Source organism: Pseudomonas vranovensis (assembly GCF_040438935.1).
In the GTDB taxonomy this organism is placed as follows: Bacteria; Pseudomonadota; Gammaproteobacteria; order Pseudomonadales; family Pseudomonadaceae; genus Aquipseudomonas; species Aquipseudomonas vranovensis.
Genome location: NZ_CP159259.1, coordinates 3,146,332 through 3,161,563, shown reverse-complemented (window position 1 = coordinate 3,161,563; position 15,232 = coordinate 3,146,332). Strand labels below are relative to the sequence as shown.

Annotated in this window: 15 protein-coding genes; 12 read left to right on the top strand and 3 right to left on the bottom strand. The window is 60.6% G+C overall.

The genetic code is table 11. From position 1 onward, the window contains the following. Positions 1-2: 2 nt before the first annotated feature. Together ABVN19_RS14670 and ABVN19_RS14665 are read right to left on the bottom strand one after the other, a co-directional pair. Positions 3-1,970, bottom strand: a complete 1,968-nt coding sequence (locus ABVN19_RS14670; RefSeq protein ID WP_105641555.1) for a MacB family efflux pump subunit — start codon at positions 1,968-1,970, stop codon at positions 3-5. A 1-nt stretch (position 1,971) separates the two neighbouring features. Further along, positions 1,972-3,150, bottom strand: coding sequence for an efflux RND transporter periplasmic adaptor subunit (locus ABVN19_RS14665; RefSeq protein ID WP_028945373.1), 1,179 nt, complete (start codon positions 3,148-3,150; stop codon positions 1,972-1,974). Between the two features lie 187 nt (positions 3,151-3,337). Between ABVN19_RS14665 and ABVN19_RS14660 the strand changes: the two genes are divergently transcribed. The 3 genes from ABVN19_RS14660 to ABVN19_RS14650 all read left to right on the top strand — a co-directional run bounded on the left by ABVN19_RS14660 (position 3,338) and on the right by ABVN19_RS14650 (position 5,906). Further along, positions 3,338-3,820, top strand: a complete 483-nt coding sequence (locus ABVN19_RS14660; protein ID WP_028945372.1) for a sigma-70 family RNA polymerase sigma factor — start codon at positions 3,338-3,340, stop codon at positions 3,818-3,820. 181 nt (positions 3,821-4,001) lie between these two features. Beyond that, positions 4,002-4,487, top strand: a complete 486-nt coding sequence (locus ABVN19_RS14655; protein ID WP_028945371.1) for a response regulator — start codon at positions 4,002-4,004, stop codon at positions 4,485-4,487. 108 nt (positions 4,488-4,595) lie between these two features. Next, positions 4,596-5,906 (top strand): MFS transporter, encoded by a 1,311-nt coding sequence (locus tag ABVN19_RS14650; RefSeq protein WP_028945370.1) that lies wholly within the window; start codon positions 4,596-4,598, stop codon positions 5,904-5,906. Between the two features lie 115 nt (positions 5,907-6,021). On the opposite strand, the gene ABVN19_RS14645 is transcribed toward ABVN19_RS14650, so the two are convergent. Next, on the bottom strand, positions 6,022-7,686 hold the full coding sequence (locus ABVN19_RS14645; RefSeq protein WP_028945369.1) for an electron transfer flavoprotein-ubiquinone oxidoreductase: 1,665 nt from the start codon (positions 7,684-7,686) through the stop codon (positions 6,022-6,024). Positions 7,687-8,230: 544 nt separating this feature from the next. Here ABVN19_RS14645 and ABVN19_RS14640 point away from each other — a divergent pair. From ABVN19_RS14640 to ABVN19_RS14600, 9 genes are all read left to right on the top strand, one after another. After that, entirely contained in the window at positions 8,231-8,980 is a 750-nt protein-coding gene (locus ABVN19_RS14640; RefSeq protein ID WP_028945368.1) for an electron transfer flavoprotein subunit beta/FixA family protein, read from the top strand. Further along, positions 8,981-9,910 (top strand): FAD-binding protein, encoded by a 930-nt coding sequence (locus ABVN19_RS14635; RefSeq protein ID WP_028945367.1) that lies wholly within the window; start codon positions 8,981-8,983, stop codon positions 9,908-9,910. A 113-nt stretch (positions 9,911-10,023) separates the two neighbouring features. Next, positions 10,024-10,848 (top strand): transporter substrate-binding domain-containing protein, encoded by an 825-nt coding sequence (locus tag ABVN19_RS14630; protein WP_105641554.1) that lies wholly within the window; start codon positions 10,024-10,026, stop codon positions 10,846-10,848. A 9-nt stretch (positions 10,849-10,857) separates the two neighbouring features. Beyond that, positions 10,858-11,211, top strand: a complete 354-nt coding sequence (locus tag ABVN19_RS14625) for a DUF4398 domain-containing protein (protein ID WP_105641553.1) — start codon at positions 10,858-10,860, stop codon at positions 11,209-11,211. 14 nt (positions 11,212-11,225) lie between these two features. After that, a complete protein-coding gene (locus ABVN19_RS14620; protein WP_036990307.1) occupies positions 11,226-12,017 on the top strand; it encodes an OmpA family protein in 792 nt (263 codons plus the stop codon). Between the two features lie 204 nt (positions 12,018-12,221). Continuing rightward, on the top strand, positions 12,222-13,667 hold the full coding sequence (locus ABVN19_RS14615; RefSeq protein WP_028945363.1) for a PLP-dependent aminotransferase family protein: 1,446 nt from the start codon (positions 12,222-12,224) through the stop codon (positions 13,665-13,667). 60 nt (positions 13,668-13,727) lie between these two features. Then, a complete protein-coding gene (locus tag ABVN19_RS14610; RefSeq protein WP_028945362.1) occupies positions 13,728-14,162 on the top strand; it encodes a hypothetical protein in 435 nt (144 codons plus the stop codon). A 125-nt stretch (positions 14,163-14,287) separates the two neighbouring features. After that, entirely contained in the window at positions 14,288-14,542 is a 255-nt protein-coding gene (locus ABVN19_RS14605) for a YkgJ family cysteine cluster protein (RefSeq protein ID WP_084168024.1), read from the top strand. Positions 14,543-14,574: 32 nt separating this feature from the next. Further along, entirely contained in the window at positions 14,575-15,180 is a 606-nt protein-coding gene (locus ABVN19_RS14600) for an START domain-containing protein (protein WP_105641552.1), read from the top strand. Positions 15,181-15,232: the final 52 nt, after the last annotated feature.

The window sequence follows — 15,232 nt, the reverse complement described above, 5'->3', positions numbered from 1 at the left end:
GATTATTCGCTGGTAAGGGCTTTGACCGGGTCGAGTCGGGCGGCTTTGCGCGCCGGCATGAAGCCGAACACCACCCCGGTAACCACCGCGCAGGCAAAGGCGCCGAGGACTGCAGTCAGGGAGAAGGCCACGGCGATGTTGGCCAGCAGCAGCACGCCGCCGATCAGAACGGCCAGGGCGATGCCGGTGAGGCCGCCGACCATCGACAGCAACACCGCTTCACTGAGGAACTGACGCAGGATGTCGCGCTGCCGCGCGCCGGTGGCCATGCGGATGCCGATTTCGCGGGTGCGCTCGCGCACGGTCATCAGCATGATGTTCATCACACCGATGCCGCCAACCAGCAACGAGATGGCGGCGATCGAGCCGAGCATCAGCGACAGCGTGTTCTGGGTACGTGCTTCGGCCTGGATCAGCGCCGCGTCGTTGCTCAGTTCAAAGTCGTGCTTGTCGTTGTGCAGTTTGCGCATCAGCGTGTCGATGGCCGCTTCCGTTTCGGCCACCCGTCGCGAGTCGGCGGCGGCGATGGTCACGTACTCTGGGTCGCGACTGCCGAACAGGCGGATGGCGGCGGCCGAGTAGGGCACCACGATGCGCTCGTCGCTGTCCTGGTCGCCAGAGCTGGCGCCCTTGCCCTCGAGTACACCGACCACCTGGAAGGGCACATTCTCCACCAGGATGTACTGGCCGATGGGGTCGACCTGATCGCCCATCAACTTTTCCCGGACCTTCTGGCCGATCACCGCCACGGCGGCCGCGGACTGTTCGTCGGCTTCGGTGAAGAAGCTGCCCTTGACCACGGGCCAGTTGAAAATCTCGGAGAAGAAGGTGTTGTTGCCGCCCACATAGAACGACTGGTTGTTGTTGCCGTAGCGCACCATCAGCGTGTTGCCGATCACTGGCATGATCATCTTCACCTGGGGCAGGCTGCCCACGGCGGCAACATCATCCAGGGTCACGACGCCCGCCGGCTCGCGCAGGGTTGGCGCACTGCCACTGAGATAGAGGATGTTCGAGCCGAACGCCGCCATCTGCGCCATGACCTGGCGCTTGCTGCCTTCGCCAACGGCGAGCATCACCACTACCGAGGCCACGCCGATGACGATGCCAAGCAAGGTCAGGGCGGTGCGAAAGCGGTTGATCCACATGATCCGCCAGGCCGCCTGCAGGGCCTCGAGCAGTTCGCCTTTCCAGGCGTCGCTCTGGGTAGCGCCCTGGTCCAGGCGCTGGCGCAGGTCTTCAGCCTGCAGGCCGGGGGCATGACCTTGCTCGATGGCGTGTTCGCGGGTCGAGTCATCGACAATCAGGCCGTCGCGGATCTCGATGACGCGCTTGGCCCGCGCTGCCACTTCGCGGTCATGGGTGATCAGGATGACCACGTGGCCTTGGCTGGCCAGCTCGTCGAGCAAGGCCATGACCTCGGTGCCACTCTGGCTGTCGAGAGCACCTGTGGGTTCGTCGGCGAGAATGATATGGCCACCGTTCATCAGTGCCCGGGCGATTGACACGCGTTGTTGCTGGCCGCCGGAGAGTTGATGGGGGCGATTGCCGGTACGGCTGGCGAGCCCCAGTCGATCAAGCAGGGCGGCAGCACGGGCATGGCGTTCGGCGGCCGGTGTGCCGGCATAAATCGCCGGCATCTCGACGTTCTCCTGGGCCGAGCCCGAGGCAATCAGGTGGTAGCCCTGGAATACGAAACCGAAGGCTTCACGGCGTAGCCAGGCCAGCTCGTCGCTGTCCAGGTCGGCCACGTTCTTGCCAGCGAACAGGTACTCACCCGACGTCGGGCGGTCCAGGCAGCCGAGGATGTTCATCAGGGTCGATTTGCCGGAACCGGAGGCGCCGACGATGGCCACGAACTCGCCGGGGTGGATGGCCAGGCTGATGCCGCGCACCACCTCGACCTTGGGCGTGTCGACCCCGCCATAGGATTTGCGAATGTCGCGCAGTTCGATCAGCGGTGTGCTCACCTCAACCTCCGCTGGCAACGGGTGCGCCGATCAAAAGCCGCTCACCTTCGGCCAGGCCATCGAGTACCTGTACCCGCAAGCGATCACTGAGCCCGGTGCGTACCCGGCGCTGCTCGACCTTGCCATTGGCGTCCAGCACCTGGGCGATACGCATGCCCTCGGCGTTGGCATCGTCATCCAGCGCGGCCACTGGCACGGTCAGCACCTTGCTGGCGCGTCCGGCGACGAAGAATACTTGGGTAGTCATCTCGGCCATCAGGGCGTTGTCGGGGTTGTCGACATCCAGCAGCACGGTGTACAGCACCACTTTGCCGCTGGCGCCGCTGCCACTGGTACTGGCCGGGTTGCCGCCACCCTGGCCGGAGGGGTCCAGCGGTTTTGGCGGTACCGGGAGGATCTGGCGTACTGTGCTGTTCCAGCGACGCTTGCCGCCGGCCAGGGTAGTGAAATAGGCCGCCATGCCAGGTTTGACATGACCGATGTCGGCTTCCGATACCTGGGCCCAGACGGTCATCGGTGACAGCTTGGCGATACGCAGGATCAAGGGGGTCTGTTGCTGGGCGTTTAGGGTCTGGCCCTCGCGGGCATCGACGGCCACCACAGTGCCCGACATCGGTGCGTAGATACGGGTGTACCCCAGTTCTGCTTCATCGCTGCGCAGGTTTGCCTGCGCCTGGCGGATCTGGGCGCGGTACATGTCGATGCGCGCCTGGGTAACCTTGAGCTGGGCCTGGGCACTTTGCACGTCTTCTTCGCGGGTAGCACCGCCAGTGGCCAGGTTGCGTTGGCGCTTGTACTGTTGCTCGGCCAGTTGGTACTGGGCCTGCTGTTCGGTGAGCTGGGCCTTGAGGTTGTCGATGGAGTAGCGTCCGGCATCGAGCCGGGCCTGCTGAGTCGAGGGATCGATTTCGACCAACAGTTGGCCGGCTTTGACCGGGTCACCCACCTCTACATGCAGCGTGCGGATCTGCCCGGAAGCCTGCGCGCCGACATCCACGTAGCGTCTGGGCTGCAAGGTGCCCAGTGCCGTGACACTGCTTTCGATATCATTGCGGGTGACGCTGACCGTACTCAACGGGTCGCCGCCGGCAGGCAGGGTCTTCCAGGCGAGCAGGGCGCTCAGGCTAAGCAGACCAAGGCCGCAAAGTAGCAGGCGGCGTTTGTTCAAAGGACGTCTCATGCAGGGTTCCAGCTGAAAAGGGTGCGGGGTACGGTCAACAGGTGATCAGGTGGCGCAACGTTCGGAGCGCGATAGATGCAAATGATTGTAATTTGTATTATTGCAAACTGCCATCATTCATATCTGCTCGATACGATCACTCGCTAGCAGAGTCAGGAAGATGCCGTCGTCGCGGCCAGGTGTTGTGTTGGAAAACTACTATCGAGAACTGGTGAGTTTCCTTTGTGCCCGCCTGGGTAACCGCCGGGCAGCCGAAGATGTTGTCCATGGCGCCTACACGCCCGCGCTGGAGCGAACAGGCAAGTCCGACATCGAACACCCCCGCGCCATCCTTTACCGTACGGCCTTGAACCTGGTCATTGACGGGCATTGCCGTGGCTTGTTGAGGCAGGTCGAGCCGCTGGAGGTGCTCGCCACCGATGAGCGTTTCTTTTCGCCGTCGCCGTCGCCGTCCCGGGACCTGGAACTGCGCCAGCGACTGGTACTGATGCCACGGGCGCTGGATGAGCTGAGCGCACCGTGTCGCGACAGCTTTCTGTTGCGAAAGCTCGAAGGCCTGTCCCATCCGGAGATTGCCGAGCGCCTGGGGATCTTTCGCAGCCTGGTGGAAAAGCACATCGTCAACGCCATGAAACATTGCCGTGTCGGCACGCGTCAGAAGGAGGGTTAGGGGCAAGAGCCAGGGGTACTGAAAATTCCGTCCTGGCTTTGCTTGATTTCTGGCCGATTCCCTACAACTATCAGTGAAGACCCTTTCACAGGCGGATTGCCCGCCTCCAGCCTGTAGTTGAAATATTGGCGCAGTATGGTCAAGGAACGTCACTAACGCTCTCAAGCCTTGGTCATAGACGATGCCAAACAAATCCATGCGGATTCTGATCGCCGACGAACACCCGATGCAGCTGATGCAACTGGAGAAGATGCTCAACGGCATGGGCTATTACCGCATTGCCCCCGTGGAGTGCTTCGAAGACCTGCAGCGTCTGGTGCAAAGTGCGTTGCAGCCATTCAACCTGTTGCTGGGCAATATCGACCTGGCCAACCATGTCGGTGTAGATCTTGAGCGTTTCTGCCGGGTCAATTCGCAGATCCAGCATGCCTTGCTGTACCAGTCCCAGCACCTGAAGGTGCCCGCTATACCGAACGCCCAGCGCCAGGCTGTGAACATCAGCCTGCCCAAAGTGCCCGACAACGAGACCCTGCAGACCTTCATGGGCATCATTGATGCGCCCAGGGTGCTGGGGCAATTGCCGGGTGTTGCGGAGCGCCTCCCGCATCCAGCCTATACACCACGACGGATGAGCTTTGGCGCGAGTGCGTTCTCCCGTCAGTCCTGAGCCGTGCTATCACTTGCGCACCCTTGGGGTGCGTTTTGTTATCCTCTTGCGCTTGCCCAGGCGCGCCGGCGTGCGCGTTGATTTGCCCACTGATTGATGGATGCCCCTATGACAGCCACCACGCCTGCGCCAGCGACTCGCTTGGGCCGCAGTGACCACAAGACCTTGAGCCTGGCGGCTTTGGGTGGCGCGCTGGAAATCTACGATTTCATCATCTTCGTGTTCTTCGCCCTGACCCTGAGCCAGCTGTTCTTCCCACCAGAGATGCCGGAGTGGCTGCGCTTGCTGCAGAGCTTTGGCATTTTTGTCACCGGCTACCTGGCCAGACCCCTGGGCGGCATCCTGATGGCGCATTTTGCCGATCACCTGGGGCGCAAGAAGGTCTTCAGCCTGAGCATCCTGATGATGGCCTTGCCGTGTTTGCTCATCGGCATCATGCCGACCTACGCCGACATCGGGTACTTCGCCCCATTGATCCTACTGGCCCTGCGCATTCTGCAGGGCGCGGCGGTGGGCGGCGAGGTACCCAGTGCCTGGGTGTTCGTCGCCGAACATGCCCCGGTGGGTCGCCGCGGTTATGCCCTGGGTTTCCTCCAGGCCGGCCTGACGTTTGGCTACTTGCTCGGCGCCTTGACAGCGACAGCTCTGGCGCAGTGGTTCACGGCCGAGGAGATTCTCGACTACGCCTGGCGCTACCCCTTCCTGCTGGGCGGTGTGTTCGGTGTGGTCGGGGTGTGGCTGCGTCGTTGGTTGAGCGAAACACCGGTATTCCTGGCCTTGCGCGAACGTCGTGAGCAACCGGTGGCCTTTCCGCTGCGCACCGTGCTGCGCGAGCATCGGCGGGCACTGGCGCCAGCGGTGCTGCTGACCTGCGTGCTGACCTCGGCGGTGGTGGTACTGGTGGTGATTACCCCGACCATCATGCAGCAGCGCTTTGGCATGGACGCCGGGCATACATTTGCCTTGAGCAGCATGGGCATCGTTTTTCTCAATATCGGCTGCGTGCTGGCGGGGTTGCTGGTTGACCGCATCGGTGCCTGGCGTGCGCTGATGTTCTACAGCGTGATGCTGCCGTTGGGTATTGGCACCTTGTACGCAAGCCTGGTGAGCGGTTGGGAATGGCCTGGCGTGGCCTATGCCCTGGCGGGTTTGGCGTGCGGTGTAGTGGGCGTGGTGCCGTCGGTGATGGTCGGTTTGTTCCCGGCGCCGATTCGTGTGTCGGGTATTTCCTTTACCTACAACATTGCCTACGCCCTGTGGGCCAGTACCACACCGCTGATGCTGATCGCGTTGATGCCGTGGAGCCCTTGGGTATGTGCGGGGTTTGCGCTGGTGATGGGGGTGGTGGGGTTATTGACGGCGATGTATTTCGGGGGGCGGGAAGTCGCAGCGTTCGAGGAAGATGTAGTGCGATGCTGAAGATTATCGCGGGGCAAGTCCACTCCCGCAGGTAGCGGTAGGAACGGTCTTGCCCCGCGAGCATTAAAAAGCCCCCTGGCCACGAGGCGAGGGGGCTTTTTTGTTGCCAACCGGCTTACATGTTCGGGTAAGTCGGACCACCGGCACCTTCCGGCGTGACCCAGGTGATGTTCTGCGAAGGGTCCTTGATGTCACAGGTCTTGCAGTGAACGCAGTTCTGGGCGTTGATCTGGAAGCGCTTGGCGCCGTCTTCCTGAGTGACGACCTCGTATACGCCTGCCGGGCAGTAGCGTTGAGCGGGCTCGTCGTACAGCGGCAGGTTGGTGCCGATCGGGATGCTCGCATCGGCAAGCTTGAGGTGGCACGGCTGCTCTTCTTCATGGTTGGTGCTTGAGAGGAACACCGAGCTGAGCTTGTCGAAGCTCAACTTGCCATCCGGTTTTGGATAGTCGATTTTCTTCGAGTCGGCAGCCAGCTTCAGGCAGGCGTAGTCTGGCTTGGTGTCGTGCAGGGTGAACGGCAGCTTGCCGCCGAACCAGTTCTGGTCGACGTAGTTGAACGCCGCACCGAGCATCGGGCCGAACTTGTGCATGGCCGGGCCGAAGTTGCGGCTGGCGAACAGTTCTTCATACAACCAACTGGCCTTGAACGCCTCCACGTAGGTGTTGAGCTGGTCGCCGCCTTCGCTACCGGCCAGTAGGGCGTCGGCCACTGCGTCGGCGGCGAGCATGCCGGACTTCATGGCGGTGTGGCTGCCCTTGATCTTGGCCACGTTCATGGTGCCCAGGTCGCAGCCGATCAGGGCGCCACCGGCGAAGACCATCTTCGGCAGCGAGTTCAAACCGCCCTTGGCCAGGGCGCGGGCGCCGTAGCTGATGCGCTTGCCGCCTTCGAGGTACTGGCTGATCACCGGGTGGTGCTTGAGGCGCTGGAACTCGTCGAATGGCGACAGGAATGGGTTGGCGTACGACAGGTCGACGATCAGGCCGACTACCACCTGGTTGTTCTCCAGGTGATACAGGAAGGAACCCCCGGTATTCTCCTTGGCCATCACATCCAGCGGCCAGCCGGCGGTGTGTACCACCAGGCCCTGCTCGTGCTTGGCCGGGTCGATTTCCCAGATTTCCTTGAGGCCAATGCCGTAGTGCTGGACGTCGGCGTCGCTGTCGAGGTTGAAGCGCTTGATCAGTTGCTTGCCGATATGACCACGGCAGCCTTCGGCAAACAGGGTGTACTTGCCACGCAGTTCCATGCCGGGGGTGTACAGGCCGTCTTTTGGGTTGCCTTCACGGTCGACGCCGAGGTCGCCGGTGATGATCCCGCGGACCACACCGTTCTCGTCGAACAGCGCTTCCTGGGCGGCGAAGCCTGGGTAGATTTCCACGCCCAGGTTCTCGGCCTGCTGGGCGAGCCAGCGGCACAGGTTGCCCAGCGAGATGATGTAGTTGCCTTCGTTGTGCATGGTCTTGGGCACGAACAGGTCAGGGACCTTGATCGAGCTGCCAGCATCCTTGAGCACATAGATGTCGTCGCGTTTGACGGCGGTGTTGAGCGGGGCGCCGAGCTCTTTCCAGTCCGGGAACAGTTCGTTCAGGGCGCGTGGTTCGAACACTGCGCCGGAGAGGATGTGGGCACCGACTTCAGAGCCTTTCTCAACCACGCAAACGCTGATTTCGTTACCGGCTTCGGCGGCCTTCTGCTTCAGTCGGCAGGCGGCGGACAGGCCCGCCGGGCCGGCGCCGACGATGACCACGTCGAATTCCATGTATTCGCGTTCCACAGGTTCTCTCCTACTCAAGGCTCATCGGTTTTTCTTTGTTGGCGGGTGTCAGGCGGTCATTTTGAGTGCGCTCGGGCTGTAGCTCGAGTGATGACGGACTACACCGCTTTCTCTTGGCCGCGCATTATATCTACACCACTCGCGGGGTCCAATACAAACGTTTGTTTGAATTTGCCGCAGGCCAGTAAAATCAAAGAAGCGCGGCTTGAAGCTGACCGGTTTGCCGTATTGACCGGATTGGGCGTTACGGTCAAGATACGAGCGGTTTTGCGCTCGCCGTAGGCTGACCGTCGGATGCAGGTGCACCCCTAAAAACCAGGCGAAAAGCAGGGCATTGAGGCCTTTACCCGCTTTGTAGTGGAGTTTACACACCACGACAGAAAATGAACCACGGGTTTTGCTCCTGCGAGGTCAAATTGAGACTGCTGGGTCAGGGTTGAATTCGACCGGCTGCAATCGTTTTTAGAGGTGCCCTTGTACCCACGCGCAATCGCCGGGTTTGCCCCAGGCGACATTCTTTTCACCGGAGAGTAACGAGGAATCCATGAAGGTTCTTGTAGCTGTCAAACGAGTGGTCGACTATAACGTCAAGGTTCGCGTCAAGGCGGACAACTCCGGCGTCGACCTTGCTAACGTCAAGATGTCCATGAACCCCTTCTGCGAAATCGCCGTAGAAGAAGCCGTACGCCTGAAAGAGAAGGGTGTTGCGAGCGAAATCGTGGTCGTTACCGTAGGCCCGGCCACTGCTCAGGAGCAGTTGCGTACTGCCCTGGCACTGGGTGCCGACCGTGCAGTGCTGGTTGAGTCTGCCGATGAGCTGACCTCCCTGGCCGTAGCCAAGCTGCTCAAGGCTGTGGTCGACAAAGAACAACCTCAGTTGGTGATCCTTGGCAAGCAAGCCATCGACAGCGACAACAACCAGACCGGCCAGATGCTGGCTGCGCTGACCGGTTTCGCTCAGGGTACCTTCGCCTCCAAGGTTGAAGTTGCTGGCGACAAGGTCAACGTCACCCGCGAAATCGACGGCGGCTTGCAGACTGTTGCGCTGAACCTGCCTGCGATCGTCACCACCGACCTGCGCCTGAACGAGCCACGCTACGCGTCGCTGCCGAACATCATGAAGGCCAAGAAGAAGCCGCTGGAGACCGTTACTCCAGACGCGCTGGGCGTTTCCACTGCCTCCACCAACAAGACCTTGAAAGTCGAAGCGCCGGCTGCTCGCAGCGCGGGTATCAAGGTCAAGTCGGTTGCTGAACTGGTCGAGAAACTGAAGAACGAGGCGAAGGTAATCTAAATGACTATCCTGGTTATCGCTGAACACGAAAACGGTGCCGTAGCCCCGGCCACCCTGAACACTGTTGCTGCTGCCGCTAAGATCGGTGGTGACATCCATGTGCTGGTCGCTGGCCAGAACGTAGGTGGTGTTGCCGAAGCTGCTGCGAAAATCGCTGGCGTTGCCAAGGTCCTGGTTGCCGATAACGCAGCTTATGCTCACCAGCTGCCAGAGAACGTTGCTCCGCTGGTCGCAGAGCTGGGCAAAGGCTACAGCCACGTGCTGGCCCCTGCCACTTCCAACGGCAAGAACATCCTGCCGCGCGTTGCCGCCCTGCTGGATGTCGACCAGATCTCCGAGATCATTGCGGTTGAATCGGCTGACACCTTCAAGCGCCCGATCTATGCCGGTAACGCCATCGCTACCGTGCAGTCCAACGCTGCCGTCAAGGTCATCACCGTTCGTGCCACCGGCTTCGATGCCGTTGCCGCTGAAGGTGGTTTGGCTGCGGTCGAAACCGTAGCTGCCGCCCACAACGCTGGTACTTCGGCTTTCGTTGGCGAAGAGCTGGCCAAGTCCGATCGTCCTGAGCTGACCGCTGCCAAAATCGTCGTTTCCGGCGGCCGCGGCATGCAGAACGGCGACAACTTCAAGCACCTGTACGCCCTGGCCGACAAGCTGGGCGCTGCCGTCGGCGCTTCGCGCGCTGCCGTCGACGCAGGTTTTGTACCCAACGATATGCAGGTCGGTCAGACCGGCAAGATCGTTGCGCCACAACTGTACATCGCCGTCGGTATCTCCGGCGCGATCCAGCACCTGGCCGGCATGAAAGATTCCAAAGTGATCGTTGCGATCAACAAGGACGAAGAAGCGCCGATCTTCCAGGTGGCCGACTACGGCCTGGTGGCTGATCTGTTCGAAGCCGTACCTGAGCTGGAGAAGCTGGTTTAATCCCGCTGCTTCACTTATAAAGGGCCCGGTCCGGGCGGGTTGCACAAGCCAGTCTTGCGCAACTTGTGGGACCGGGCTTTTTTATTGTGCAAGAAGGGTAAGGAGTCGGTTGCATGGGATGGCTTGGCCGGATCAATACGGCGCTGGTGCTCGCTGCGGTGTTGCTGCCGTCGCAGGCAATGGCTGTGGGCAAGTGCGAGCGCCTGGTGGCCACTGGCAGTCCTGACGCACCGCCTTATCTGTGGCGTGACCCTAAAGACCCCAGGCATCTGATCGGCGCCAACGCCGATCTGCTCAACCAGGTTGCGACGCAGCTTGGGGTGAAAGTCGAAATTCTCTACGCTGGCAGCCGCAGCGAGGCCCTTGAAGAAGTGCGCAGCGGACGGGTGGACATGCTGATCGATGCCCCCCTGGTGGTGGCAGAGCTGACGGCCTTGGACTATGTGCATCCGCCGCTGATGCACAACGAGTACCTGGTGTGGACACGTCACGATTCACCGCTGCTCTACGATGGCCTGGCCGATCTGCACGAGCGTCAGGGCAGTCTGTCGCAAAAGTCGCGACTGACGCCTGAATTCGAAGCCTTTGCCAAGTCCAATTTGAAGCTCTCATCGGCACAGAGCCTCACCCAGGCGTTCCAGCAGCTGTTGCTTGGCCAGGTGGAGTACGTGCTGGCCGGACGTTACTCCGGCATGGCCATGGCGCAATCACTGGGTATGGGCAATGAGCTGGTGGCGCGCGGCTTGCCTCTGGATCGCCCGGGGTTGTATGTGGCGCTGTCCCATAATTCAGCCTGTAATGACGCCTGGATACGCGGACAATTGGCAAAAAAGCTGACAGAATTGCCGGCCTCCGGCGTGTCTCAGGCGGTGCTGCAACGCAATATCGAGCGCTGGAAAGCGCAGATGCAGGCGCCGCTGGATGCCCCTAAACAGTAGGAAGATTGTGTGAGAATCCAACCACTATTCGCCGCCCTGGCGCTACTGGCCTTGGCCGGATGTGCCAACGACCCGGCACCCAATGAGCAGTTTCGCTTGTCTGAGCAGGCGCTGGAGCAGGCCAAGGCCGTCGGCGCGACCGATGATGTGGCCGAGCTGAAGCTGGCCGAAGACAAAATGGCCAGGGCTCGGGTCAATATGACCAGTGAGGCTTACCGCGACGCTCGCATGCGTGCCGAGCAGGCCGAGCTCGATGCGCGCCTGGCCGAAGCGCGGGTGTTGACCAGCAAGAGCAAAGATCAGCTGGACCTGCTGCAAACGCGCGTCAATCGCTTGCGCAAACAGTTGGGGGAGCAGCAGTGAGTTCGATCAAACCTATGGCGGCCCTGCTGCTGGTCGGCCTCGTGGGCCTGCAGGGGTGTGCCAGTCAGCGCAGCGAATCGGCGCTCGATGATGCGGCGGCCAAGTTCCAGACCGTCAAGGACGATTCCGATGTGTTGCGCAGTGCGCCTCGGGATGTAATTCGTGCCGGTGAGTCCCTGGCCCGTGCCGATCGTCTGTCCACTTACCTGGGTACCGGTGCCGATGTTCGCCACTACGCCTACCTGAGCGAGCGCTACAGCGATATCGCTCGCGAGCACACCAACCTGGTGCTCAATCAGGAGCGCCTGGCGAAGCTGGAGCTTGAGCGCCAGCGTCTCCAGTTGGCACTGCGCGAAGCCAAGCTTGCCAGCGTGCAGCAGCAGGGCAAGTGGGTGGAGGCGCAAATTGTCAGCCTGGCCACCAGCGAAGGTGATCGCGGCCTGGTGATGACTTTGGGGGATGTGCTGTTCGATACCGGGCGTGCAGAGTTGAAGAACTCGGCCAGCCGTACCGTGCTCAAGCTGGTGCAGTTCCTGCAGCTCAACCCCAAGCGTATCGTGCGTATCGAGGGCTACACCGACAGTACCGGCGCACCGGAAGACAACCTCAAGCTGTCTCGCGATCGGGCCCAGGCTGTTGCGGATATGCTGGTCGACCTGGGTGTCGACGAGAAACGTATCCAGGTTGAAGGCTATGGCGACCAGTACCCTGTCGAGGCCAATGCCTCGGAGCGGGGCAGGGCGCAGAATCGCCGGGTCGAGATTGTGTTCTCTGACGAAAAGGGCAAACTCGGCGCCGCACGCTGACGCAGTACTGCAAAAAACCCGACGAGTGACCTCGTCGGGTTTTTTTGTGGCCTGTGAAAGGGTCGACAGCAGGCGCTGTCACACAACTGTATTGTCTACTATTCTGCAATCTGTCCCAGTACACTTTGCAACTGTTCCGGTATTCTGGCTCGAGAATCGAGTCCTACAACAATAACTACATTGCCTGCGTGTCGAGAACCCATCATGACTAACTTGCTGCTCTATCAACGCATCGCCCAGCAACTGGCCGAAGATATCCGGCGCGGTGTGTATCAGCCGGGTGAGCGTGTGCCGTCGGTGCGCAAGATGAGTTCGCAGCTCAACGTCAGTCATGCCACGGTGCTGCAGGCCTATGCCAATCTCGAAGACCAGGGGCTGATTCGCGCCCGGCCGCAGTCCGGCTACTATGTGCACCAGACGCCAGCACTGACCGCGCAAACCCCGGACATCGCCAGGGTAGAGCGGCCAGGCCTGGTGACCCGCAGCAGTATCATCCAGCAGGTACTGGCCGAGGCTCGGCGTGACGGCGTGTTCCCGTTCGGTGCAGCGGTGCCGCATGTGGACTACCTGCCAGTGCGCGCGCTGCACCAGCAATTGGCCAAGGTCACACGCTTTCATAGTCCGCGGGCCTTCAGTTATATGTTCAGCCCGGGCTTTGAACCCTTGCGCCGACAGATCGCCATCCGCATGCGCGATGCCGGAGTGGTGGTCGATCCCAGTGAGGTGGTGGTCACTCATGGTTGCGTCGATGCCCTGCAAATGTCATTGAGGGTGTTGACCAAGCCTGGCGATCTGATTGCCGCGGAATCGCCTACTTATTATGGTCTGCTGCAACTGGCAGACCTGCTGGGGCTCAAGGTCATCGAGATTCCCAGCGATCCGTCGACTGGTATCAGCCTGGAGGCGTTGCAGCTGGCAGCCAACCAGTGGTCGATCAAGGCATTGGTGTTGACCGCGCGCCTGAGTAATCCGCTCGGCGGCACCATTCCCGAAGATCGCCAGAAGCAGTTGTTGCGCCTGGCCTCGGATTTTGACATTCAGATCGTCGAAGACGACATTTATGGCGAATTGATGTTCGAGCAGGGCAAGACTAAGGCACTCAAGGCGTTCGATCGTCTGGGGCGGGTGATCTACTGTTCGAGTTTCTCCAAGACCTTGTCGCCAGGTGTGCGCATCGGCTGGATGATCGCAGGCAAGTATCAGGCGGAAATCCAGCGCTTGCAGACCTTCACGACCCATTCAGCCTGCAGTGTGACCCAGATGGGGGTGGCCGCTTATCTTGAAAATGGCGGCTATGACCGGCACCTGCGCTACATCCGCCTGGAGTACCGGAAGAACCTCAGCGCCTATCAATTGGCGGTGCAGCAGCATTTTCCCGAGGGTACGCAAATGACTCGGCCGACCGGCGGGTTTATTCTCTGGGTGAGCTTGCCGGGCCGGGTCAACACCCAGGAGCTGCATGTGCGAGCATTGCAGCAGGGGATCAGCATTGCCCCGGGGTTGATCTTCAGCAACACAGAACAGTTCAACCACTGCATCCGCCTGAACTGCGGTATTCCGTGGAACCGCGAGGCGGAACGTGCCTTGATGACCTTGGGGATGTTGGCCAGTCAGCTGTGCCAGGAGACCGGTTCTGCCGGTTTCTTCTGACTTGCCAGTTTTCTCGGGAGCGCGGAGCATAGACACTTTACGGAATGTGCGTCGGTGTTTATGAAAGCGTTGCGTGGTGCGGGCCTGATCCTGTGTTTGCTGATCGTGTGGGTTGGCAGCGGCCCGGCAATGGTTCAGGCGGCGCCAGAGAGTGGTGCGTCGACGACGAAAAAAGTCCATCCGGCCGAAAAAGCCAAGCCGCCGGTGCGGCACGCGGCGACAAAGTCCTCCAAGCCTGCGCCCGAGCCTCTGCCCAGTGCCAGGGTTGATCTCAGCCTGCCGGTCGAGATGGTCAAGGAGCTAAAGCCTGCGTCCCAGGATACGGTGGCAACACCAAAGCCGTTGCTACCTTATCTATTTGGTGAAAAACCTCCCTCCGATAGCCCATTTCAGCTCAACGGCCGTTTATTGAGCAACGAGATGCAGCTGCAGCTGCGCAACGATGCCCGTCAGGAAATCGAAGGCGCCGCCATCGAGTTCGAGTTCAAGCAATAATCGAGATGACCCATCAGTCACCGGATGTCTGGTGATTTTTCGTTCCCCGAAGAATTTCAAACGCCTGTTTAAACGCGTACTATCCAGGTTCAATCATCATTTGTTACACCGAGGATTCTGTTGTCATGAATTGCCGTGAAGGCTGTGGCGCGTGCTGCATAGCGCCCTCCATCAGCTCCCCGATCCCCGGCATGCCCAAGGGCAAGCCGGCGGGGGAACGTTGCCTGCATCTGTCGGTTGCCAATCTCTGTGGTTTGTTCGGCAGGCCCGAGCGACCAGCGGTGTGCGGCGGGTTCAAGGCCGATGTGGAGGTGTGTGGCAGTGATCGCGACGAGGCGATCAGAATTCTTGGTTGGCTGGAGCAAATGACGGCAGCTTGAAACGCAGATCTTCGACAATAAGGAACAATAGAATGGGATCGTTTAAGCAAGTGGCAGTGGTCATCGGGTTGAGCGCAATGCTGGCGCCGCTAGCGCATGCCGATGACTGGAAAGTGGCCAAGGATGAAGACGGAATCAAGATTTCGCTGAGCGAAGTGGCCGGTTCCGAGTACAAGGCCTACCGCGGCGTCACCGTGATCAAGGCGCCGCTGGCCAGGGTCAAGGCGTTGCAGGAAGACGTGGTCGGCGCTTGCGCGTGGATCCATGAGTGCAAATCGCAAAAATTGCTCAAGCATGAAGGCGACCAGACCTGGACCTACACCCAGTTCAATACTCCATGGCCGGTTACAGCGCGGGATTCGGTTCTGCACGTCACCACTACTCAGGATGCCGATGGAAGCCTGACCCGCAAGCTTGAAGGGGTGCCCAAGTACCAGCCCGAGGAGAAGGGTTTTGTGCGGGTGTCCCAGGTCGAAGGTTTCTGGAAGTTGGTGCCCAAGGGCGATACCACTGAAGTGACCTACCAGGTGCATACCGAGCCGGGCGGCAGTGTGCCGTCGTGGCTGGCCAACAAATTTGTGGTGGATGCGCCGTTCAATACCTTGAAGGCGTTGAGGGCGAAGGCTGAGAAGCAGTAGGTATACAGTTTTAGAAAGTTGGGTCCTGGGCCCAACTGTGATCGCGGGGTCG

Bases quoted from the DNA above. Each gene is read 5' to 3' on its own strand.
- ABVN19_RS14650 (WP_028945370.1), top strand. From the start codon at position 4,596: ATGACAGCCACCACGCCTGCGCCAGCGACTCGCTTGGGCCGCAGTGAC.
- ABVN19_RS14605 (WP_084168024.1), top strand. From the start codon at position 14,288: ATGAATTGCCGTGAAGGCTGTGGCGCGTGCTGCATAGCGCCCTCCATC.
- ABVN19_RS14655 (WP_028945371.1), top strand. From the start codon at position 4,002: ATGCCAAACAAATCCATGCGGATTCTGATCGCCGACGAACACCCGATG.
- ABVN19_RS14640 (WP_028945368.1), top strand. From the start codon at position 8,231: ATGAAGGTTCTTGTAGCTGTCAAACGAGTGGTCGACTATAACGTCAAG.
- ABVN19_RS14665 (WP_028945373.1), bottom strand. From the start codon at position 3,150: ATGAGACGTCCTTTGAACAAACGCCGCCTGCTACTTTGCGGCCTTGGT.
- ABVN19_RS14630 (WP_105641554.1), top strand. From the start codon at position 10,024: ATGGGATGGCTTGGCCGGATCAATACGGCGCTGGTGCTCGCTGCGGTG.
- ABVN19_RS14620 (WP_036990307.1), top strand. From the start codon at position 11,226: ATGGCGGCCCTGCTGCTGGTCGGCCTCGTGGGCCTGCAGGGGTGTGCC.
- ABVN19_RS14600 (WP_105641552.1), top strand. From the start codon at position 14,575: ATGGGATCGTTTAAGCAAGTGGCAGTGGTCATCGGGTTGAGCGCAATG.
- ABVN19_RS14635 (WP_028945367.1), top strand. From the start codon at position 8,981: ATGACTATCCTGGTTATCGCTGAACACGAAAACGGTGCCGTAGCCCCG.
- ABVN19_RS14610 (WP_028945362.1), top strand. From the start codon at position 13,728: ATGAAAGCGTTGCGTGGTGCGGGCCTGATCCTGTGTTTGCTGATCGTG.
- ABVN19_RS14615 (WP_028945363.1), top strand. From the start codon at position 12,222: ATGACTAACTTGCTGCTCTATCAACGCATCGCCCAGCAACTGGCCGAA.